Source organism: Pigmentiphaga sp. NML080357 (genome assembly GCF_002188465.1).
Classification (GTDB): Bacteria; Pseudomonadota; Gammaproteobacteria; order Burkholderiales; family Burkholderiaceae_B; genus Pigmentiphaga.
In genome coordinates, this window is the sequence record NZ_NINW01000008.1 from 1 (window position 1) to 22,488 (window position 22,488).

At 66.6% G+C, this 22,488-nt stretch carries 20 protein-coding genes; all 20 read right to left on the reverse strand.

Features of this window, described 5'->3' with window-relative positions; translation table 11 throughout:
* Positions 1 to 341, reverse strand: a 341-nt coding sequence (locus CDO44_RS01895; RefSeq protein ID WP_144389449.1) for a hypothetical protein, incomplete at its 3' end; no start/stop codon positions are given.
* Positions 332 to 1,258 (reverse strand): hypothetical protein, encoded by a 927-nt coding sequence (locus CDO44_RS01900; RefSeq protein ID WP_087778448.1) that lies wholly within the window; start codon positions 1,256 to 1,258, stop codon positions 332 to 334. The genes CDO44_RS01900 and CDO44_RS01895, both read right to left, overlap by 10 nt.
* Positions 1,259 to 1,374: 116 nt before the next feature.
* Positions 1,375 to 3,450, reverse strand: coding sequence for a hypothetical protein (locus CDO44_RS01905; RefSeq protein ID WP_198951272.1), 2,076 nt, complete (start codon positions 3,448 to 3,450; stop codon positions 1,375 to 1,377).
* 66 nt (positions 3,451 to 3,516) lie between these two features.
* Positions 3,517 to 3,930 (reverse strand): hypothetical protein, encoded by a 414-nt coding sequence (locus tag CDO44_RS01910; RefSeq protein WP_087778450.1) that lies wholly within the window; start codon positions 3,928 to 3,930, stop codon positions 3,517 to 3,519.
* 10 nt (positions 3,931 to 3,940) lie between these two features.
* Positions 3,941 to 10,396, reverse strand: coding sequence for a hypothetical protein (locus CDO44_RS01915; RefSeq protein WP_087778451.1), 6,456 nt, complete (start codon positions 10,394 to 10,396; stop codon positions 3,941 to 3,943).
* Between the two features lie 13 nt (positions 10,397 to 10,409).
* Positions 10,410 to 15,230, reverse strand: a complete 4,821-nt coding sequence (locus CDO44_RS01920; RefSeq protein WP_144389450.1) for a hypothetical protein — start codon at positions 15,228 to 15,230, stop codon at positions 10,410 to 10,412.
* Between the two features lie 51 nt (positions 15,231 to 15,281).
* Complete coding sequence (locus CDO44_RS01925; protein WP_087778455.1) at positions 15,282 to 15,470, reverse strand: hypothetical protein; 189 nt, start codon at positions 15,468 to 15,470, stop codon at positions 15,282 to 15,284.
* Positions 15,470 to 15,964, reverse strand: a complete 495-nt coding sequence (locus CDO44_RS01930) for a hypothetical protein (protein WP_087778457.1) — start codon at positions 15,962 to 15,964, stop codon at positions 15,470 to 15,472. The genes CDO44_RS01925 and CDO44_RS01930 overlap by 1 nt, the downstream gene beginning before the upstream one ends.
* 77 nt (positions 15,965 to 16,041) lie before the next feature.
* Positions 16,042 to 16,329, reverse strand: coding sequence for a PAAR domain-containing protein (locus CDO44_RS01935; protein ID WP_087778458.1), 288 nt, complete (start codon positions 16,327 to 16,329; stop codon positions 16,042 to 16,044).
* A complete protein-coding gene (locus tag CDO44_RS01940; protein ID WP_087778460.1) occupies positions 16,313 to 16,810 on the reverse strand; it encodes a hypothetical protein in 498 nt (165 codons plus the stop codon). The genes CDO44_RS01935 and CDO44_RS01940 overlap by 17 nt, the downstream gene beginning before the upstream one ends.
* Position 16,811: 1 nt before the next feature.
* Positions 16,812 to 17,228, reverse strand: coding sequence for a hypothetical protein (locus CDO44_RS01945; RefSeq protein WP_087778462.1), 417 nt, complete (start codon positions 17,226 to 17,228; stop codon positions 16,812 to 16,814).
* A complete protein-coding gene (locus tag CDO44_RS01950; RefSeq protein WP_087778464.1) occupies positions 17,228 to 18,127 on the reverse strand; it encodes a hypothetical protein in 900 nt (299 codons plus the stop codon). Before CDO44_RS01950 ends, CDO44_RS01945 begins: the two co-directional genes overlap by 1 nt.
* A gap of 10 nt (positions 18,128 to 18,137) precedes the next feature.
* Complete coding sequence (locus tag CDO44_RS01955) at positions 18,138 to 18,521, reverse strand: hypothetical protein (RefSeq protein ID WP_087778466.1); 384 nt, start codon at positions 18,519 to 18,521, stop codon at positions 18,138 to 18,140.
* Positions 18,521 to 19,042 carry a hypothetical protein gene (locus CDO44_RS01960; RefSeq protein ID WP_087778468.1) on the reverse strand — a complete coding sequence of 174 codons (522 nt, stop codon included), beginning with the start codon at positions 19,040 to 19,042 and terminating at the stop codon, positions 18,521 to 18,523. The genes CDO44_RS01955 and CDO44_RS01960 overlap by 1 nt, the downstream gene beginning before the upstream one ends.
* 109 nt (positions 19,043 to 19,151) lie before the next feature.
* A complete protein-coding gene (locus CDO44_RS01965) occupies positions 19,152 to 19,751 on the reverse strand; it encodes a hypothetical protein (protein WP_161970000.1) in 600 nt (199 codons plus the stop codon).
* Positions 19,751 to 20,350: an N-acetylmuramidase family protein gene (locus CDO44_RS01970; protein ID WP_087778470.1), complete on the reverse strand. Its 600-nt coding sequence runs from the start codon at positions 20,348 to 20,350 to the stop codon at positions 19,751 to 19,753. Before CDO44_RS01970 ends, CDO44_RS01965 begins: the two co-directional genes overlap by 1 nt.
* Entirely contained in the window at positions 20,350 to 20,625 is a 276-nt protein-coding gene (locus CDO44_RS01975; RefSeq protein WP_087778471.1) for a hypothetical protein, read from the reverse strand. Before CDO44_RS01975 ends, CDO44_RS01970 begins: the two co-directional genes overlap by 1 nt.
* A complete protein-coding gene (locus CDO44_RS01980) occupies positions 20,625 to 20,849 on the reverse strand; it encodes a hypothetical protein (RefSeq protein ID WP_087778473.1) in 225 nt (74 codons plus the stop codon). The genes CDO44_RS01975 and CDO44_RS01980 overlap by 1 nt, the downstream gene beginning before the upstream one ends.
* Positions 20,833 to 21,618, reverse strand: coding sequence for a hypothetical protein (locus CDO44_RS01985; RefSeq protein ID WP_087778475.1), 786 nt, complete (start codon positions 21,616 to 21,618; stop codon positions 20,833 to 20,835). The genes CDO44_RS01980 and CDO44_RS01985 overlap by 17 nt, the downstream gene beginning before the upstream one ends.
* A gap of 12 nt (positions 21,619 to 21,630) precedes the next feature.
* Entirely contained in the window at positions 21,631 to 22,443 is an 813-nt protein-coding gene (locus CDO44_RS01990) for a hypothetical protein (protein WP_087778477.1), read from the reverse strand.
* Positions 22,444 to 22,488: the final 45 nt, after the last annotated feature.

Genomic DNA, 22,488 nt, shown 5'->3' on the forward strand with positions numbered 1-22,488 from the left:
GGCTGCCCGGTCAGGGCCTGGCGGGCCGGGACGGCCTGCGGATTCTGCGGCGCGCGCGCGGTGTCGGCACCCTGGCGCGCGTCCCGCGCCATCGGCTGGGCCACCTCGTTGAACGCCTTGACCGTCGGGTCGGCTTCCTCCAGGCCGGCGCCCCGGCCGGGCGTCGCGGGCACGCTGGCGCGCGCCTCGGGCGCGTCCCGGTTCAGCGCGCTTTCGATGCCGAGCACCGCTTGGCGAATCGCGCGCACGTCGTCGCGGATGGCGGCCCAGTCGGCAACCGCCTTGCTCAGGTCGATGGGGTCGCCTACCAGGAACCCCTGTGCGTCATGTTTCAGCGCCATCGGGACCTCATGAAGGTGTCGAGCTGCGAGAACGTCATCTGCACCTCTTGCAAGCCGTCCTCACGGCGGGAAAGGCTCACGTCGAGATTGACCGGGCGGAACAGGCCGATGTCCTCGTATCCGCCCCGGTTGCTCTCTGCCGTGATGAACGAATGCACCACGCGGATGGTGATGGCGAAGCTGTCAGGCACGCCGACGGTGCCATCGCGCGGCGCGGCGGCGCCGTGGTGCGCGGCAAACCACTTCTTCAGGGAGCCGGCCTGGTCGTCCAGCGTCGTCATGCGCAGCTCGACCGGCTCCGCTCCCTGCACCGCGTCGATCACCGCGCCGCCGACGCGGTGCTTGTCCCCGGCGACGATGAAGGGCGCGTACTCGACCTCGGTGGCGAACAGGTTGAAGCGGTCGGGCATGTTCATGCCCCCACCGCCCAGCCGACTCGTCACCTCCAGCAGCCAGAGGTTTTTCTTGGCGAGGCGTTCGTTGCGCACCTGGTCATAGATGCGCTTGGCTTCGCTCGCGCTGATGCCGCCAAGCAGCGGCGTGGCCGCGCCCCAGTACGCCACCTGCGAGGCGACGCCGCCACCGAAGCCGGGCAGCAGTTCGTTCAGCAGGCCGGAATCCAGCACGCGCAGGCCCGCCGAGTTCCAATCCCCGTTCATGAGGTCGCCCACGGCGCCCGCGCCCACGTTGATCGCACGCTGCGCCTGGATGGGGATGTGCTTGTTCACGGCGTTCATGCCGGCATTGACGGCTGCGCTCTTGCCCATGCCCACCACGGTCTGGGCCAGCTTGCCGCCGCCCAGGGCCTGGGTGGCCGAATCCGTCACGCCGCCCAGGGCCGCATTCAGCCCCGAGCGGATGGAACCCAGCAGCCCGCTACTTGACAGACTTTCGGCGATGTTGTTGTAGAGGCTCATACGCTATAAAATCCTTGTGTGCGCTTTGCGGCCCAGCCGGAGGGTTGGGTAATGTGGTTCCCTGGAACTGCACGGGCCATGAACGGCTTGCTCCGTGTCTGGCTTAGTGCGCGAAGCTATGACCTGTCGCCCAGCATCCGCAGATACTCGGCAACGGACAGCACTCCGGGGCGCATCGCTCCCGGCGCAAGGCGCGCAACCACCCTCTGTTTCTCCTTCATCTTCCCGGCGATCTGCCGCTTCCCGCTTTCATAGACGGAGCGCGCCACAAGGGCGCCGCCCACCACGTCCAGCTCGATGCGCACCAGCGGGATAGACCCGCTTCCCACGCGCTCCCTGAAGATCGCCACGCGCGCCCCGCTATGGATGAACCAGTCGTCCGGGCGCTCCAGCACGAACTGGATGTCGGCCAGTACCTCGTCGGCGTCGCCGTGGTAATACTCGGGGTGCCGCTCGGCCAGGGCCTGCAAGTCGGCGCGCATGGTCATGGCGCCATCGAAGCCCAGCCACTCCACGGTGCGCCGGGGGATGGGCACGGGAACCATCTGGCCCACGCCGTCGAGCGCGGCTGCGTCGAGCACGCTATCCAGCCCGCCGCCGTTTCCACCCCCGCCGAAGCCGCCGCCGCCAAACCCGCCACCACCACCGAAGCCGCCGCCATCGTCCTGCGGCTTGGCATCGACGATGGCCGCGTACAGCTTCGCCTGGTCTTCGTCCAGCATCATCGTCTTGGCGAGGAACTCGGTCATGATGTCCTTGCTGGCGCCCATCTCCTTGAGCATTTGCATGGCCTGCACCAGCAGCATCCCGCCGTTCATCGAATCGGCGCGCGTGCGCTGCTTCTCCGCTTCCAGCGCAGAAATCGACCCGAAGAAGTTGATTTCCCAGGGGCGCTCCTTGACGTTGAACACGATGCCGTAGCGGCGGTAGGTGTGGATGTCGATGACGTGGTTGAAGAACTCGGCCAGGGCCACGCGAATGACGCGCGCACGCTCGGCGGCCTGCGCCGACACGCGGAAGAACCCGCCTTCGCCCAGGCCGCCCGAGAGCTGATCGGCGAAGCCCAGCATGGAAAGATCGACGCCCAGCGCGCCGGACAGCAACCGAGCGTGCAGCAGCACGTCCTCAATGCTGATGGTCGCGGCCCGGCCGGTCTGGCCGCCGTTGCCGGGGCCGATGTTGGTCAGTTGCTTCTCGTTGAAGACCGGGATGATGTGCCGGATGCGCTCCATGATCGGGCGCCCGCGCTTGACGGCCTGCTCGGCGTAGTTCTTCGACGCCAGCAGCATCCCCTTGACGGACTCGACGAACCGCTCCTGCTGCTCCAGCGTCATCGACTCCAGATTGACGGCCACCATCTGCTCGTCGATGGAGTCCATCCACCGCTGGCCCACCAGGCCCAGCAGAGAGGCGGTGAGGTTGTCGTAGGGTTCCTCGGCGTTGTAGAGCAGCGAACCGCCCACCATGCTGGGCATGATCGGCAGGTTGTCGATGTCGTTTTCGGTGATCGCACCCTTCAAGGACTTCTCGACCACGCCGAACTGCGGAATCCATTGCGTGCGCGGCATCTTCAGCCGGGCGAGCTGCGACACGTCCAGGCGCTCGAAGTTGCGTTCCCCGAGGGAGACGGCAAACCCGATCGTGCGGCTGCCGCGCTCGAAAGGCTGCACCAGTTGCGGGCGCACCATCTCGTCGGAGTGAAGATCGACCACGCCGCGCGCGTCGGTGTAGATGCGCGCGTAGGAGTCGCCGTAGGCGGCCCCGGTGTAGGCCATCTGGAACGCCACGCGGTTGAACAGCGGCGCCAGGTCGGCGGCGATTTCATCGGCGATGGCCGCGAGGCGCTTGTCCTTCTTCGCCTCGGCCGTCTTTTCGACGAACACCAAGTCGCCGCTGGTTTCGTGCCCGCCCAGGGCCGAAGTCACCAGAAGCTGGAGCGCGCTGGAGATGATCGGGTCGCCCTCCATCCGCATCCACTTCTCGTAGATGATCTGGCGCGAGCGAGCACCCCGGCTGCCGGAACCCAGCAGCGAGGCAACGGTGGTGATGCCGGCACCGTACAGATAGGTGTCGGACTGGTCGATTTCCTTGACCGGCGCGACGTGCGTAGAAGCCCATCGCTTGCGGGACAAGCCGAATCGGGCCAGGAAGCCTGGCTTGGTCGGAGCGGGGATGTTGGGAGTGTCGGCCATACGGGAAGGGTAGGCTTCCCGATATGGCCCCCTCTGGGCAGTTTTCCGCTATAGGGCGCGCCCGCGCTACGCGGCGGGAAACTCCATGTCCGCGTCGTACAGCACCCAGAAGTCCGGGCTGGCCGCATCCAGCAGGAACTGGTTGGTGTAGATCATGTTCGCCTTCAAGTAGGCCGTGCGGAACTCGTCGGCCATGATGAGGGTTTCCACTTCGCTGTCGCCCCGGTACGCCTTCTTCACCAACGGGTCGGTCTGGCTGCCCAGGTTGTAGCCGCCGGCGATCATAGCGTCCTTCAGCGCCCACCAGTACGGGCCGTAGTCGCGGTAGCGGCGCGGGTCTTTGCCCAGCCGCTCGGCCACCACGCCCAGGCCGAAGGCCAGCAGGTTCGAGAACCCCCGGTTGGCGCGCAGCGCGGCCGCGCGCTCGGACACCAGGGCCTTGATGGCGTCCTTGTCGAACTTGTATTCGGTGTAGGCCATGTTTCCTTCCTTACAGGGAGCGGGTCGCGGCGGTCAGTTCGAGCTGATCGGCCGCCTGGGGATAGTTGGCGATGAGGTAGTCCCAGGTGGAACGGTACACGTTCCACGCCAGGGCATCCCTGTCCCACTTGTATTTGCCGAAGCCGGCCATGTTCGCGCACCGCTTGATGGTTTCCTTCCACACCTTGGTGTTGCCCCGGATGCCCACCACGTCCGACGGCGAAGGCCCGGCCGAACGGTCGTCACCGGCCACGACCTGGCGCACGGCGGCGGCGATAGCGGCCTTGAAGCCATACGGCAGGTAGTCGCTGGCCGGGTCTTTCTCCTGCCAGTCGAACCACGGCGAGGCCGCGCGCATGAACGCGGTGGCCTGTTCGATCACCTCCGGCTCGGTGCTGCCGGTCAGCGCCGCCTTCAGGTCATCCAGCGAAACCGTCTTCTCGATCTGCTTCTGCACCCAGAGGTCGGAGTCGTCGAGGTCGGCCACGGTCAGCTTCAGGCCGTTGGCCGTGGCGAACTCTCGCAGGGCGTCATGCCGAGCGGTGGAATCCTCGTTGCTGGCTCGGCGCGTCACCGGCGTGTCGCTGGGCACCACAAACTTCCCATCGTCGAACGACCGGATGATGGCCTTCTGGGCATCGAAGATGCGGCGCTTCACTTCGGACTTGCCCGCGTCCGTCGGCGAGATAGCGAAGGGGAAATGCGGCTGCGGCAGCCGGTAATCGTGGGTGCTGTATGCCGCCAGGGCTTCCACCTTGCGGCGCTGCGCCACCTCGGGCACTACCGAGCTGAAGCCGTTTTCGACGGTGCCAGAGGCGTTGATGGTGTCCTCGATCTGGGCCGCGTCCGTCAGGCAGGCGTCGTAGCCGGCCGTGCCCTGGTAGAACCACTCGCCGGCCATGACGGCGGCCGTGTTCGCGGCCAGCGGGGTGCCGTCGAGGCTGCGGCCGAAGGCGCCAGGACGGCCGCTTTCCAGCTTCAGCACCGCCAAGCCGTCGGGCACGCGCACGAAGGTTCCGTGGATGAGCGGCTTGCCGTTGTAGATGATTCCCTCGCCGCGCGCGATGGCATCAGCCACGCCGGCTGGGTAGCCGCCGGACTCCCCGGCTTGACGCGCGAACGCGGCCTTGGCCTCGTCGATCATCGACCGGGCCATATCCACCTCGGCCTGCCATTCGTTGCCGATGGGGCCGCCCTCGATGACGTTCAGCCCGAAGGACGGATACGACCGGCCCAACAGCATGGATTCGATGTCGTCGTCCTTCTGCTTCTTCCCGCCGCGCACTGCGGCAAAGAAGCTGTCCAAGGTGGCCGGCTCCGAGGTCGAGCCGCCGGCGCGCCATTCCGTGCGGAACAGGGTTGCGGACTGCTCGATCTGCCGGCGCAGGCCGCCGACGCTCGCCATCAGCTCGGCCAGCAGGCTTTCGTTCTTGGCGACGGCGGTTGCCGTGGCCTTCGGATTGCTGATGCGGTCGCGCAGCTTCTCGGCCTGCTTCTCCAGCCCCCACAGGCCGATGATCTTGCGGATGACGAAACTGGCCGCCGTCTGGTTGTCGTTCAGGAAGGCGTTTTGCTTGCGAATCGTGTCCAGGTTAATCATCTGCCTGTCGCGGTTGCTCGACGCGCGCGAGGCGGCTTCCTTGGCGGCGATGGTTTCCTGCATCCGGCGCATGGCGTCGGCGTCGCCCACCACGTCGATCAGGGCCTCCATCTGCTCCTTGGACAGCCCACCGGTGACGGCCACGCTGTCGGAGCCATTCACGTCCATGACCTGCCCAATCCAATCGGCCTTCTTGTTCACCATCGCCCGCTTGCTGGTGTCGAAAGTGCCGTCGGCGTCGTAGTAGTAGAGGCTCACGCGCGCGGTCAGGTTGCCCTGGCGCACGCCGCGCCCGTTGCGCTGCTCCAGGCTGTCCGGCGTCCAGCCGATGGTCAGGTGGTGGATGGCCTGGGTTCCCTTCTGGAGGTTGATGCCCACCTCGGCCTTCTCGTTGGCGATGACGGTCTGGTACTTGTTGTCCTCGCCGGTGCCGTTGAACCCATCCTGCACGGCCAGGATTTCGTCGGGCGTGTTGTTGGTGCGGCCCGTGATGATGGCGATGGCGGCCGACGGCACGCCGGCGCGGCGGGTCAGCAGGCGCTTGATCTTGTTGTGCAGCGGCAGGATGTCGCAGAACACGATCTGCTTGACGATGGGCGAACGCTGGCCGTCGGCGTCGATGCCGCGCGGGCTGGCCTGCTCATGCTGGAAGTTTTCGAGCATGGCGGCCAGCTTCGGCGGCACGGACACGTCCAGATCAAGGCCCAATTTCTCCGCGATGGCCTCGAATGCGCTCTGCACGTCCGGGTCGATGGTGTCGATCACCACGCGGCCGCCGTCGATGGCCTTGGCGCGCACCTCGATCTTCAGCAACTCGGTTTCGTTGCCGCCGGAATCCTTGACCGTCTTGTGGCCGACGATGGCCGCCTCGTCGGTCATGGGGCCGGGCCGAGGGCGTTCTTCCGTGAATTTCCGGGCGTTGAACTGCTCGATGGCCGCCTTGGCCTTGTCGGCCTGGGTGGGAAGGTAGCTGTAGAAGGTGGCGCGCTGGTCGAGTTCGGGGTCGGCGATCAGCAGCGTCATCTTGTTGATGAGGTTGAACGGGTGCCCGATGAGGTTCAGTTCCTCGCCGAAGTGCTGCGCCACCTGCGCGTAGGCTTCCGGGTCGCCACGGTTCGGCGACTTCTCCGAAATCTCGTCGATGGCGTAGCGGAACGCGCTCTTGTAGAGCTTCAGGCGCTCCACCACGTCGGGCGGCAGCGCCACGGGCGCGGCCTTTTCCTCGCGGTCGGGCACCGCGATCTGCTCGCCCACGTCCTCGGCGCTCTTGATCGTCGCCACCTCGCCGATGGCCTTGCGCAGCACGCCGACGTTGTTCAGGCCGACGAACACGTCCGTGGTGCGCGCCACGCCGTCCATCGTCACGTCGTCCTGGTTCTCCTTGGCGCACATCATCTCCATGAAGTCGTCGGCGCCACGGATGCCCAGGCAAACGTCATTCACGCGCTCATGGCCGACGGCCAGCGACAGCATCGCGTAGATTTCCAGCGGGCTATTGGTGATCGGCGTGGCGGTCAGCACCATCACGCCGTCTTTCAGCTCGGACTTGCCCCGGATGAACCACGCCTTGGCCTGGGCGTCGATGCCGCGCCGGGATGCCGGCGACAGGGACAGGAACTTGGCGCCCTTGAAATCCACCGTCTGGGCGGAGTTCTTGAAGACGTGCCCCTCGTCGAAAACGATGCTATCGACGCCCATGTCCTCCAGGTACGGCGCGCCGCCGCGCTTGTTGGACAGCACGGACAGCAGGCCGGCCTGCTTGCTCTTGGCCCGTTCGTCCTCCTTCTTGTCCATGCTCTCGGCGAAACTGGCGTCCGCCTGGCGCATGAACGCCTCGTAGGCACCGATGGTTTCGTCGCGCAAACGGATGCGCTCGAAGGCTTCCAGCGTCATGAACACCTTGCTGTGCCGGTTCTCCATCACGGCCGTCAGGTCGGCGTCGAAGTTGGTGGCGCTGATGGTGGCCTTGCCATCCTTGCCCACGCGCAGCCCTACGAACAGGCAATCGTCCGTGCTCGCGTAGGCGCGGGCAGCTTCCTTGCGCCAGTTCGACAGCACCGAATTGGGCACCACAAAAAAGGTCTTGGACTTGACGCCGATGCTCTGGGCGTACTGGGTGGCCGCCAGGGCCGTGAAGGTCTTGCCCAGGCCCACGCCGAAGCCGTTGATGCCGCCGAACTCGCGGCTGGTCTTACGCACGTAGGCGTTCTGGTAGCCGTGCAGCGTCAGGCCGTCGTTCATGCCAGGGATGGGCATGGGTGCCTCATCCTCGACCTGGCGGAAACGCAGCTTCGCTGGGTCGGCCGCCACTGCCTCCAGGCGCGCGACGATGGGACGATTGCCGCGCACCCAGCCGTTGAACTGCTCGTTGGCGGTATTCACCATCCGGCGCAGCTCTTGAAGCGCCTTGGCGTCGTCCATGCCCAGCTTCACGCCGCCCAGCGTGATCGTGCCATTCTTCAGGTAGTCGCCGATGCGGTTCAGCAGCTTCTCGCGGTCGGTTAGGTTGCTGCCCGGCACGTCGATGTCCACGCGCTTCTCGCCCGTGCGCTCGTCGTAGATGACGGCGGCCGATGGATGCACGAACCGGCGCAGAAACTCGGCCTTTTCCTCCAGGGTGACATGCGGGCTGAACAGGTTGAAGGTCAGCTTCGACACATCCACCTTGTCGATGCGCGCGCCGGCGTCGAGCTTCTGGCGCAACAGCTTGGCCCGGATGTCGTCGCTGGCCGCGCTGGCAATGTCCGCATCCACGCGCCGCAGGAACTCGGCGTAGTTGCCCACGTAGTAGTCGTCGGCGCGCGTGACGCTCTTGCCGTCCGGCGACAGGCACCAGGCCGGGTCTGCGTAGGGGTCGAAGCCATCGCCGTAGATGCCCTTGGCGTCCTCCAGGCTCACCCAGGCGGATTTCGTCTTGTAGCGCAGGCCCTCGAAACTGGCGTCGGCCGTGATTTCGACCGTCGGGGCCTGCTGCTGCACGTCGCCGCGCCAGACGGCCGAAAGGCCCGTCTTCTTCTGGTAGTGGTTGCCGATGAGCACCAAGCCATCGCGCAGCTTGCCGCCCAGGGCCGCCGGCCGCTTCTTCGCCGTGGTGGCGACGCGCTGCATGGCATCGGTCAGCGCCGGATATTCCTCGGCGAAGTTCACGCCGGTTTCCTCGCCCAGGCGCTCTTGCAGCACCTGCGCGGCCGCCATGCCCACGATGCCGGCGTTCCAGAACTGAGCGCGGTCGCCTTCGTCCTTCAGGTGCCGGATTTCGGTCATCGCACCGCGCAGCCAGTCGGGAATGTCCAGCGACTGCGAGGTTTCAATCATGTAATCGACGCACCGCTCGGCGTCGGCCCACTGGATGCGGCCCTCGAAGGCCGCGTAGGGCGTCGTCAGCTTGCCCACCAACTCGGCCATGCTGGCGCTGTCCTCGCCGCGCGCCATCGGCACCCAGCGGCCATCCTGCATTTGCAGGGTCTGGCCGGCCTGTGTGATGGTGTCGCCGTCGCGGTAGGTGATGGGCGTGGTTTCGACCGTGCCCAGCATGTCCCAATCCACGCGCGAGCCGGGGAACTTCTTCAGCATCCGAGCGATTTCGTCAATGGGCCGGTCGGTCGTCACGCGATCAACGTCGCGGAATTTGTTGGGGTCTTTCGGCACGAACTCGCCCAAGATGAACCGCTTGCCTTCGCCGTCGAAGTAGCGCCCCTCGATGAAGGGCTGCCACTGCACATTGGCGTCGATCAGGGCCTTGGGCGACTGCTCGCGCAGCTCGGCGATCTTGTCCAGCGCCTCCCGCCCGTACTTGCGGAAGGCAATCACGTCCGTCATGGTGTCCGCGCTGGCCGTGCCGAACACGGAGTTCGGCAGGCGGTACGCGCCCAGGAACTCGGCCATGTAGCTGGCCTTCACGCGCAGTTCTTCCTCCTTGCCACCCTTGCCGGAGACGCAGCGCGGCGGCGTGATGAACACGGCCAGACCGCCCGGTTTCAGCTTCTCCAGCGTGCGCAGGATGAAGTAGTTTTGCAGCGGCTCCTTCTGATAGCGCCCGTCCAGCAGTTGGTTGCCGCCGCGATCTGCGACGCCGCCGAACGGCACGTTGGTGACGACGGCATCGTATTGCTCGTCGGGCGTGGCGGCGGCCACGCGCTCGAAGGGCGCCACGGTGGCGGTGTAGCCAGGGCCGGCATTCACCAGGCCGTTGATGCGGCCGGAAGTTTCGTTCAGCTCCACAGCGTCGATGGCCGCGTTCAGCGGCGCGGTGGCGCCGAAGATGCCGACGCCAGCGCACGGGTCGAGCACCTTCCCGCCGGCGAAGCCCAACTCGGCCATCAAGTCCCAGATGCCCTCGGCGATGGGCTTGGGGGTGTAATACTCGTAGGCGCTTCCCTTCTTGCCGTCGGCCCCGATCAGCGCGCCGCCGGTGCCGGAATACTTCGCCAGCGCCAGCTTTTCCTCGGGAGACAGCCGGGCCGCATCGACTTCGCCGGCGTCGATGCGCTTCAGCAGCGCCATCGCGGCGGCGTTGTCCTTCTTGCGCTGCGCAGGCTTGCGGTTCGGGTTGAACTCGTAATACTGCGCGGTCTGGTTGCGCGGGGCCACCGGCTCGTCGTCGCCCGAGGGCGGCTCGGGCGTCGTCGCCACCTGCGCCGGGTTCGGGCCGGCCGCCGGCGGGGTCGCCTTCGGCTGCGATGCAGCGCCCAGCGCGACGCGAATCTGGTTCGCGCGCGCCACCAGCTTCAGCCGCTTGACGGCAGCCAACGGGCCTTCGCCCGCGTCCTTCAGCCCAGCCTTGATGCGGGCCAGCTCGCCCACCAGCTTCAGGCGGGCCAGCGCGCCGCCGGCGGCCACGTCGTCGAGGGAGATACGGTTCTGCATGATCTTCCCTTTCTTACGCAAGGCTGGAGGTGGCGGCCATCATGGCGGCCTGGTAGGCGGCCACGGCCTGCTCGAACAGGGCCGCCAATTCGGCATCGCCCTGGTTGCGCGTGTAGGCGGCCTCCAGGTCGTCGGCCAGCTCGGGCGCTAGGATGTCGGCCACCGTGCCGTCGATGACGGACTGGAACAGGGCGCGGTCGGAGTCCTTCTGCGGGTCGGCTTGACTGTCGCCGGCGCCGCGTTTGGCGGCCTCGGCATCCGCCAGGGCGATAGCTGCGCCAACATCGGCCGTCCGGCCAATCTCGGTCGCCGCGCCCGTGATGCCGCCATTGAAGCCCACGGTCAGGCGCACGATGAACCCGTCTTCAGTCACCCGGACGTTGAACTGGAGCTTCTTGTCGCCGGCCTGCACCGCACGCACGTAGTCGTTGTTCAGCACGCGACGGAAGCCAGCGGCGATCAGCTCGGGCACGTCCGGCGGGGTATCGAGCGGCGCAGCCGTCGGCGCGGCGGACTGCGGCACCAACGTGGTTTGTCCCTCCAGCCCCGGAAGAATGGCCTCCACCAGCGGCTCGCCAAGCTGGGCCTCGACCTTCGCGCGCAGCTCGTCGGACAGGATTACCTCGTCCCCATCGACCGGGAACATGAAGTAAGGCAGGCCGCCCTTGATGTTCAGCCGCGCCAGCGTGCGCGACTGAACGGCAGCCAGGGCAACCGCTACAAGGTCGGCGTCGTCGCCACCTGCGCCGGGTTCGGGCCGGCCGCCGGCGGGGTCGCCTTCGGCTGCGGCCACCTCGGCCTGAGCCTTGACGGCTTCGGCGATGGCCTTGCCGTCGGCAGCGGTGGATTCCGTGGTGACGTTCGGTTCAATCATGATCTGCGCGCTCCCGACATTGACCCAGCCGTGGGGCGAAATCTCGACCTTCAGGCTCTTGCCGCCGTAGGCGATGCTGGTGTTGATGACCAGGTTTGCATCCACCTCGGCGTCCTGTACGGCCACCCCGAGAATCGAGGCAGCCTGCTTCACGGCCAGATACCCGGCGTCGCGCTTGTAGATGCCCGGCGCGTCCGGGTCGTTGCCGGCGTAGGGAACTGCCGGCGCGGGCGCTGCGGCATCGCGCATGGAGAACAGTGCATCGACCATGAGCACCGCGTCGTCGTCCGAATACATCGCGCGCGTGCCCGACGGGAACACCACGCGCTCGTCGCCGGCGGCGCCCACATACACCATCGCCTTGCCGTCGTCGGCAATGTCGATGCGGCCGATGGCCTCGCCGGCCAGCTTGATCGTGCCGACGTGCTCGGTTCCATCCAGGGACGGCACCGCGTCCAGCGCGGCCTGCTGCCCCAGGAACGAACGCAGGGACGCCAGCAGCGCCTTGACGGGCGGCTCGTTGGTGCTGTCCAGCGTGACGGCTTCGGCCTCGAAGGTGCCCCCGATGTCTTCTTCGCTAGGGGCGTAGTCGGCTTCTGTCAGCGTGGCGATGGCTTCGCGGATGCTCTTGGCCGTGTCCGTTTCCAGGTCGGCCTGCAAGATGTCGCCCTCGGCCCGGTTGATCGGGGCGTTGTTCTCGACCACCGCCAGGCTGGCCTCCAGCGAGGCCACGGCATGGCCCACATCATCCAGGGCGGCCAGGGCCTTGTCCCATTCGACGGTCGCGCCGTGGCGCTTCACCGCCTCGTCCATCGCCTTCGCGGTGACGAACGGCGAGTAGTCAGCCTTGTTCAGGGATTCGTGCAGCCACAGCTTGAAGCCGTCTGTCGCGCTCTCGAACGGGTAAGCCGCATCCACGGCCGCAATCTTGTCGGCGTCGCCCTGGGCCTCGGCGGCCTTGGGTTCGACCGCACCCACCAGCTCCAGTGCTTGGCGCAGCCCGCCGAAGGCGATGGCCGCCTTCAGGAAGTTGGTGAAGGTGCGGTTGTTCACGAACACCAGGTCGGTGCCCTTTTCCAGGCCATAGACCGTTGCTGCACCGCGCTTGAAGGAACCCACCGTGTCATAGCCACCAGCCACCTGTCCCAACAGGTACTGCTGGCCGTCCGACACGATGCCGGTGCCGTTGTTGCGCACGTTCATGGCCTTCAGGGCGTCCCAGGCGTCCTTGACCTTGCTCTCGCGCTGGCGCGCCAGCCAAGCCGCATCCTTCGCGGCATCCATCTCGGCGCGCTTCTCCGGGGTGATTCCGGCCCACTCGTCGATCTGCCGGCCGCGCTCGCGCTGGGTCTTCGCCAGCTTCACGCCGGTGGCGCGCTCGAACACCTCCATGCTGGCCTTGTTGCTGTCGCTGCCGACGCCGGCCAGGATTTCGCGCAGGCCGTCGGCGTCCTTCGCCTCGACCTGCTGCGCGACACGGGCCACCCAGCCCTCACCGCGCGGGCCGATGTCGATGCCATGTTTGCGGAACACGGCGCGCGCCACGTCTGCCAAAGGTGCGTCGTCAGGCAGCGCCGCCAGCTCGGCCTTGCCGGCCTCGATCAGCTTTTCCTTGGCGATGGCCTGAATCTTGTCCGTGGCCGCGCGATAGGCGTCCATCGCGTCGCCCTGGGCCTTGAATCCGGGGCTGTCGGTGACACTCGCCAAGCGGTCGTCCCAGGACTTGATGCCGACGGCCTCCAGGGCGTCGCGGGCCTTCACGATGAGGCGGTCGCTGTTCGCTGCGTCGCGCAGCTTCTGCATTTCGGCGGCGGCGCTGGCCGTGTCAGTGATGCCCTCCCAGTTGATCGCGGCCACGGCGGCGTTGATCTGCGCCGCTTCCTCGCCCCACGACTTGAAATAGGCGTCGATCAGCGCCTGTTCGTCGGGTTGCGGCGGCTCTTCCAGCGCAGCCGCCAGGGCGTCGGCTTCCTCGTCCGAGGTCGGGCCGCTGGTGTCCTCGGCAACGGTGTAGCCGGCGTCGCGGATTTGCTGGATGACGGCCTCGGTGTGTGCCGCCAGAATCTTGCCGCCCTCGCTGCCCTGGGTAGCGTTCATGGTGCGCCACGCCTTTTCACCCTCCGGGGTGTTGGGCAAGAACGTGGTGAAAAGCCCGTCGGCGCTGTGGCGGTAGCTCAGGTCGGGCACGACGGCGGCAGAGGCGGCGGCCGGAGCCGGATTCGCATAGCCGTTGGCGGCCTGGCGCTCCGCCACCCACGCCTCGACGCGCTCGTTCAGTTCGCGCGCCACGTCGGCCGGCTCGCGGTCGCGGCCGTCGATGTCGAAAAGCTGGTCGTCGCCGAAGATCGCCGCGATGTAACGCTTGCGCTCGTCGAAACGGTAGCCGGCGTAAATCTTCCGCGTGCCGTCCGGCACCATCTGGCCGCCCAGCGGGCCAACGCCGGGGAACGCCTTGACCACGCTGTCATTGCCCGTGTCTTCCCAGCCGTAGGAATCGACCAGGGCCTTCAGGGTCTGCGCTGAATAGTGCGGCCCATCCTCGGTAGCGGGCGCCGCCGGCGTCACGCCGTTGGCGATGTCGCGCAGGCGCTGTACCTCGACCGCTTGGCTGTCGATCTGGGCAGCCAGGGCCTCCTTGGTCTGCCCCGTCTTGGGGTCGGTGCCGCCGTTCTGGGTGGCGCGCAGGTAGGCGTCCTGCAAGGTACTGACCTGCTGCACCGCGTCGGCGTAGGCGCGGTTCTTCTTGTTCTGGGCGTCCTCGGCATCGACCTTCGCCACTTCCAGCTCATGCTGGGCGGCAGCCAGCTCGGCCTCCAGTCCGGCGATTTCGTCCTTCAGACCCTGGATGGCGCCCATGCGCTCGGCACGCTTCGCGTTGAGCCGCTGGAAGGCAGGGCTATTCTTCTCGGCCAGGCGCATGATGCGCCGCGCCACCTCACGGATGTTCAGGTCGGCGCCGCGCTCGGGTGCCACCACGATGGTGATGTCCTTCTTGTTGAGCAGCCACTTCCACGAAATCACCTCGTCGGTCGGCGCCATCTTGCCGGGCGTCACGTCCGGGTTGTGGAAGAAGATGGAGACGGTCTGGCCGTCGGACAGCTCGAAGATGGCCGCCACGTTGGCGACGCCGCGCTGCTTGAACGGCTCCGTGATCTGCATGGCGACGGGTTTCACCTTGTCCCCGGTGCGCCCCATGACGCCGCGCAGCAGCTCCATCTTGCGCTCCAGCTTCGCATAGGGCGACACCAGCGCGTCGAAGGCCAGCAGGCCATCGGCATCCTCGGTGATTTCCTGGGCCGTCACGGCATCCATCAGCAGGCCCTCGCCGGCGTCCGCGCAGCGGATTTCGTACAGGACGTGATCGAGGGTGTTGTCGTAGGGCAGCGCGTCGCTGTTCCACTGAACTTTTCGGGTCATGGTTTCCAGTCCTTCATGAGGGAGGTTGTCGGCGCGGAGCGGGCGGCGCAGGTCGCCGTTCTTGAGCCACCACTTGAGTTGAGAAATCGAGGCCGGCACCAGGCTGGCGAGGCCATTCCAGCCGCGCTCGTAGCTGTCCAGGTAGGCCCGGCGGGCCGTGTCCTCGTCGGGAAAGGCGAGCATTACCTTGTGCTCGTCGAAGCGGCCGCCCACGTTCTGATTGATGACGTAGGCCGTCTCGCTTTGCGGGTAGAAGCCGATGAAACAATCCACGGCGTCGTCGTCGGCGCCTTTCGTGCCGCTGATGTAGCCGTAGTGGGCTGCCATGCGGCTTGCCCACCGCTTGCCGGTCTTGGCGTCAATGCCCGTGCGATAGCTGCCTCGCGGCTGTTCGATGGCGAGGGGCAGGCCGTAGAGATTGGCCCGGCCCACCTTGTAGTTGCCTGCGATGCACTGCGCCTCGGTGGGTTCGGGAATCGTGTTGTTCCCGAAGGCCCCGCCGTGCGCGGCATTCTCGATGTGGAGAAACGTGGAATCGCTCATGCAGGGCATGGTATGGCCCGGCCTGGAGCGGAAATCGGGGCGTTTTCCGCCCTATTGGGGTGGCGCTTCGGCCTCTATCTCGTCGGCCCACTCGCGGGCGATTCCGGCCGCCCCCACCATCTCGCGGCCGTGTTGCGTCATGCGCCCGTTGAAGCCGCCGAAGTAGTCCATCGCCGCGCCCAGGGATTCCATGTCGGCGGCCACGGCGCGCAGGCGCGCGACGATTTCGGCAGGCGTCATCAAGCGGCCGCCGGTGCAGCGGTGCCCTTGATGGCCTCGATCTGGCTGCGCACCTCGGCGATGGCGGCCTTCAGGGCGTCGCGCTTCTCGGTGAGCACCTGCTCCATCTTCGGCGCGGCGGTGCGGATGCCCGCCGGCGGGCGCGCCTGGGCGGCGGCCAGCAGTTTCTGGAAGCGGGAACGGCCCGCGTCCATCGCCTGCACGATTTCGGCGATGGCCTTCACATGGTCGTCCTGGTTCTTGATCGGCAGCACCTTGCCGTTGAGCAGCACCTGGAAGATGTCGCCCGATTGCTTGATACGCAGCACGACCTGCTGCGAGTCGGCGAAGGTCAGTGCCATTTCCCGGTAGGTGATGCCCGACGAACGCTTCACCGCCGTGGGCACGTCCTGCTGGACGACGTTCGCGCCGGCGCGCGAGAAATAGCGGGCGGCCTGCTTGGCCGCCTTGTCCTTGGCCGACAGGTCTTCAAAGCTGAAAAGCAGGTTCTTCATGGTGGTGTCTTTCCCAGGGCGATCTAACTGCCTGCATTGTGGAACCCGGCAGACGCGCGAGCGCGGCGGGTTTTCCGTCAGCCGCCGGCGAACACCGTGCCCGAGCCGCTGGCAACGGCGCTGCCGCACGCCACCGAATCTCCAATGCGGCCGAGAGGCTTCCCATTCACGAACACCGTGCCCGAGCCTGCGGCCAGGGTCGAGTCGTGACACGTCGGACCGCAGCAATGGGACTGCCAGTGATCGCCCTGGCGGTGCGCGCCCAGGCCATTCACGAACACGTCCTCGGAAGCCTGGTCGTTGGCCCGCGACGGGAAGCAGCCGTGGCCCGTGCAGGTATCCCCGAATCTAGCGACGGCGGGCATTGACGGCCTCCTTGAGTGCGTCGCGGCCAGGGTCGAAGTTGGCCCAGACGCGCAGGATGAAGTCGGCGGTGAAATCCTGGGCCGCCCCGGTGAGGGCATCTGCGCAATGCGCCGTCACCCGCAGCGTCCAGTCTTTCGTGTTGGCCGGGTTCGGCACGAAGCGGATTACCTCGTCGGCCTCGGCCGGCAACTCGTCGAACGCCGCGCAGTGCCCGGTGACGCCCTTGATCTGGTACTCGATGTCCAGCGGCGGAAATACGCCGGCCAGAGCCTTCGGCGCCGACGCGGTGACGCCGGCGGCGTCGGCCTGGACGAGCAGTCCCGGCAGCGGCTCCAGCCCGACGACTTCGCAGCTATACCCCGTCACCGTTAGCAGCGCCTCGGCATCGGCGGCCGTGATCGGGCCTTCTGTCCAAACCTCGTCGGCCTGCACGTCATGCCAGGGCACGGTAGCCGGGTCGGGCGTCCAGGTCAGGGGCATGTCAGTTCAGGTCGATGCGTGGGCCACGGATGGCGATGCCGTCAGGCGTCAGCACGATTTCCGACGGGCCGACAGCCAGGCGCATGGTTCCGTCGGCCAGCAGCTCCATGTTCGGGTGGTGCCAGCGCCGCCAGTCCGCCGAGTTACCCGCCTGGGGGTTCCGGTAGCCGGTGATGATGGGGTAGCGCGGATCGCCAGCGAGAAACGCAACCCAGACGGTATCGCCGGCCAGCATCTCGATTTCGGTGGTGTTCGCGCCCGCGCGCGACTTGTCGCCGATGGGGTACTCGATTTCCGCCTCGGGCAGCACGTCGGCGCCGTCGGTCAGGCCGGGAATCTCGACGCGGCACGTCCGCCGGGCCTGGTTGTAGCTGCGCACGATGGCCGGGTAGCGGCCGGGCATGAGGCCGTAGTCCATCATTCCTCCAGCGCGCCCAGCCAGAGCCGGGTGTAGGTGTCGCTGGCACCGCCGTCGTCCGTGCCGCTGCCGAAGGCGTGCGCGGCCGTGACGACCACCAGCTTTTCGCCGCCGGCGAAGGCGATCAGGTCGCCCGCGCCGATGCGGCTGTCGTAGTCGATGCGAACCGTCTTGCGATGCACCAGGCAGCGCGTCATGTTGCGCAGGCGCTGGGCATCCTTGAACGGGGCGTAGCGCACCGTGCGCGGCTTCTCGCGGTTGCCGAACACGGCGGCGCCGTTCGCGTCCAGAGAGAAGAACCAGGGCACCTCGTGGCGCTCTAGAAAGCCGCCATCCACGTCGTCCGATGCGTTGTCGGGCAGCGTCTTCACGGGCGCCTGCTTGAATAGGTCGGGCAACCGGACGAACTGGAGCCGGCCGGCCTTCCAGCGCACCACGCCGCCTTCCTCTTGCAGCACGCGGGCGACGTGGAAGGTCGGCGTCTCGCCCACAGGGCAGTAGAAGCGCGGTACAGGAAAATCGGCATCCACCGCCTTGATGGTTGCGCCGGCCGCCTTGTAGATCGCCGACAGGGCGGCGCTTTCTTTGATGATGGCGCGGCTTCGCACGTAGGCGACGCCGAGGCAGGATTCCAGCAGCGCCGTGATACGGAAGCTCGCCATCTCGCGCGTGCCCTGGGTGCTGCGCTCGGCCACGCGCACGGACTTGACGATGTGCAGCGTATCGCCGCTGCTGATGGAGAGCTTCTGGCCCTCGGCCAGCAGCTTGTCGAGGCTGGCGTCGCCGGCCCGGATGTCCGCCTCCAGCGTCATCGGCACCGGTGCCAAGTCGGAGCGCAGCACGGCGGACTTGATGAGGTCGCCGCGAATCTGCTTGCCGTCGGCGAGAAAGAGAATCACGGCCCACCCTTCAGACGGTGATGATGGGCTGGAAGAACGCCCGGTGCGGCATGTCGGCCTCGGCCTGGGTGATTTCGGCCGCGATTTCGCTGGCCGAACGCCCGAACGGGTCGATGCCCATGCCGCGCGACGCTTCCAGTTGCAGCGCGGTTTCCCGCTCCGCGTAGAGCAGGAACAGCGGGCGAATCAGCGCCCATTCGGACGTGGTGATGGCGGTGTCGCCGTCGATGTCCGGCACGGGCGTGACGCCCTCGTGCGCGCGCAATGCGGCGAACCCAGCATAGAACCGGGTCGCCGCGACGGCCTGCGCCAGAACCGTTTCCTCGTCCAGCAGGTTGCCGGCCGGCCGCTCTTGCGTGGCGAAGGTCTGCGCCAGATCGGCCAGCTTCGCCATTAGCGGTAGTCGCCCGAGTTGCCGGCGATGATTTCGCCGAAGTAGTGGTAGAACAGCGTGCCGCTGAAGGTCAGCGGCTGCGAGCGGTTCTCCCAATCGCGGTCGGGCACGTCCATCTGGATGAACGCATCGACGATGCGCTTGGCGCGCAGGAACTTGGTGGGCGTGCCCTCGTAAATCTTGGCGTTGAAGGTGGCCCCGCCGCTGGCGTAGGTGCCGCCGCGCGTGATGAGGTTCACCAGCATTTGGTCGATGGAGCCGGCAATCGTCTCGAACATCGAGATTTGCCCTTGCTGAGCAACCTTCAGTTGCTGCGGCTGCCACATGGTGGCGCCCAGCGGCGTCGGCACTTCGATTTCGCCAGCGGGCGAAAGCTCGGGCCAGGGAGCCTGCTTGCACAGCAGGTAGTTCCCCTCGAAACCTTCGATTTCAAAGGTGAAGTCGCTGGAAATGACCTTGGCGCCCAGGGCGCGGGTCGTGTCGTAGAAGCCCTTGAGATAGGCGGCATTGGAGACAGTCATTTCGTGTCCTTTCGGTTGATGAAACTCCCCTGCACTGTATGGCCCGGCCGCCCGTGGAACTGGCGCGGTTTTCCGGCTGCCGGCAGGGTTCGGCGCCGGATTTCCCCTGTTACTTCTGGCCCGGCGAATCCGCCGTCACCGTGCCCGGCGTCACCGCGAACTGGCGCACCTCGGCGTTGGCGCGCTGCGTCTCGCCGGTGGTGCCAAACCAGAACGCCAATACTTGCTTCAGCTCGTTGAACCAGTAGCCGACGATGGTGCCGATGGTCAGGCTGGCGGTGGCATCGCGCAGCAGCGTGTCGGCCATGCCGGAGAAAACGAAAAACACGATGCCGCCGGCGCCGAGCAGCAGCAGGACGGTGATGGACGGGCGCACCCAGTCCTTGGGCTGCTGGGCCGCGAGCTTGCGCGCGCTGTCGCGGTCGGCCGCCTCGGCGGCGTACTGCGCGGCGGCCGCCTGGAGCCGGTTCTGTTCGGCGCTCACCGCGAGCTGCTGGAGCTGCACCCTGGAATTGACCTCCAGCTCCTTGAGCTTGACGGCCGCGTCCGGGTCGCCCAGCAGCGCGGTGGAAACCGCGTCGGGCGTGGCATCCGTGCCCAGCGCCGTAGCAACAAGGCTGCCCACGGCGGCGCCAGCCGGCCCGCCCAGGATGCCGCCCAGAATGGGGGCCGCCTTACCGACGACCCCGGCAACGTCTTTCCAGTCCATTACGCAACCTCCGTGTCATGCCGCTCGAAAGCGGCGGCCATCTTGATGTCGTACTTGTTGGCCGCGTAGTTCGGCCCGTTGTAGTTCTTGGCGAACTTCGCCCAGTCCTGCGCCTTCAGCGCCGCCCAGATGGCCGGGTTGGCCTTCACGAAGCGCACGAAGGCGTCCAGGTGCGCGGCCTCGTCGCGGTACATGGCGTTGATGAACGCCTGCACCGAAGCGAAGCCCAGCAGTTGCCAGTGAAAGCCCATAATCTGGAACAGGCCCCAGCTCGCGGACTCCAGCGCACAGGCGCGGTTGATCTTGGCGGCCTCGTCCAGCCGGTCGCACTCGGCGACACCGCCCCGGTAGCCGCCGGCCGTCGGATTGACGACGCCAGGATTGCTTTTGGCGAAGGCGTCCGCACGCTGCTGGCCGATGGCATTCTTGAGTCGGCGGTACATGATGTGCCGCTCGAACAGGATCACCGGACGGCCATCGGCGTAGAAGCCGTTTCCACGGCTTTCCACCTCGGTGACTGCTTTCACCGCCGCAACGGGCACAGCAAGCGCCTTGGCCGCCGCCTCGAAGTCGCTTTCCTTCAAACTCTTGGTATCCATCACTTTCCCCCGGAAATATTCGAGACGATTCCGGCCCACACCGCAGCGGCCAGCGCTGCTGCTACCACACCGATGAAGGCCAGGGTTCCGTGGTCGGCGATCTTGCGCAGCTTCCTGCCGAAGCGAAGATCGGCGCGGAATTCCTCGACACTCTCCGGCCTATCGACATCGACACCAAGAATGGCGAAGACCTTCTTCACTGCACGATCTGCCGCTTCAGCCGAAACCGTCTCAGGAGACAAGCAGTGCTCGTCGTACTTGGATTTCTCGGTCATCAGCGAGTCCTCGCAATGGTCTTGGCGACGATGCCGCAGGCGCGGATAACGTCGTTAAGTCGGTTCACAATTGCCGCCTGCGTTTTCAATTCGGACTCCCTTCCTTTTTTCCAGTCGTCGAACGGCTTGCCCTCAAAGAATTTCCTGACCGTGCTGGGCTGCATCTGCATGGCGTCGGCCAGGGATGTCGAGGAATATAGGGTGAGGCTAGAGGCCAGATTCATCAGGTTTTCCGACCAGTTCGCGCGCCATTCGAGAGAGGCAGGTATGAACCGGAAATCGGGCCGGCGGCAGGTTCGCTGCCGCCCCTCCTTTGGGCATCGCCACGATGCCGTCCTTGCTGAACTCGGTCTTGAACAGGTGGTGCAGCTTCTCGCGGCCGGCGAAGTAGAGCGCCATCAGCGCGGAGAAGTCACTTTCGGGGAAGGCGCCCATGATCTTCATGCGCGCCACCATGAACTCGTCGAAGGCGCCCTCGGCCATGTCAGCGTCCGGCACGCTCTCATCCGAGCGCACCATCTGCGCGGCCATCGCGCCCAGAATCCAATGCAGGCGGCCGGACAGCGGCTTGCCCGAGGCGTCCTGCACCTCGCCAGTCATGCGCTCGATGGACTCGGCCATCGCGCCGGTCAGGTGCCGGATGTGCCAGGTGTCGCCGCCGACCTCGCCCACCTCGATCTGCGGGGCCTGGGTCTGGATGTCGGCCGCGCCGTCCAGGTAGTCCGAATAGTGGCCCTCACCCAGGGCGAAGTCGGGGCCGTCCTCGGCCGTCGCGGCCAGGTAGTGCGCCACGGCCAACATGCGCTCTTGCACCGTCCAGGCGGCGGGGTCGTCGATGCCCTGCGCAGACGCCACCGCCGCGCGCAGGAAGGCCGTGCAGGACGCTTCTTCCAGGTGCGTCGGCATCGACGCGATGGCGACGGACTCGGCGATGGACAGCTCGCGCAGTTGCACCGTCAGGCGGCGCGTGCGCAGCAGGGGAAAGTGAATCATCGTCTGGTGCTCCTACATGGAAACGATGGCCGCATTGCTCCAGTCCTTGCGGTCGAGCGCGGTCAGCGTGCAGAGGGTCATGGGAACGGCGAGCTGGACGAACCGCCCGCTAGCATCCACGGGGGAATTGAGGGGCATACCGATGGACTCGATCACCAGGGGTGAGAAGATGCGGCCCTTGTATTTCAGGGCAACCCGCGTGGGCGCCTTCGAGGGCATCAGGGCCTCGACATAGCCCATGTCGCCCTTGGCCGTCTCGGCCGCGCGCGCGAGCACGGAGCCGTCCTTGGACAGCTCGATGGGCAAGGCCCACTCCATCAGCTTGTTGAATGGCGCCTCGACTTCGCTGGCGGAATCGCGCCAGGCCCGGAACAGCGCAGTCACCGTGATCTTGACGGGCGGCATCCCGTTGAACACCTGCGTGCTGTTCAGCTTCGTGATGCCGGTGCGTCCCTCGAACTGCTTGAGGAACTCGTTGGACTTCTGCTGCGCGGAGCCTTCCTTGGACTTGCCCATGACCGCATCGACTACGGGCTGGAGCGCACCGGATTGCAGCATCGCCATCAGCGCCGGGGCCTTCGACTCCGGGCCGGCTTGCTCGAACGGGCTTTGCCAGTTGAGCACCATTTCCAGATTGGCGTCGGTCAGCGGCGCCATGACCGCGATAGGGTCGGTCTTGCCCTCGATGCGACCCCAGGCGTCATCGCCCGTCTTCGCCACCTCGTAGAAGGTGGCGATCAGGTGCGGGGAAAGCCCGTCCCAGATGGAAGTCAGGGCGTTCGCGCCCAGCGTGGCCGCTTGGCCGATGGATGGAATGGTTGCCATAGCAAAAAAATGGCGCCGCCGGCGGTAGCACAGCGGCGCCCAAGT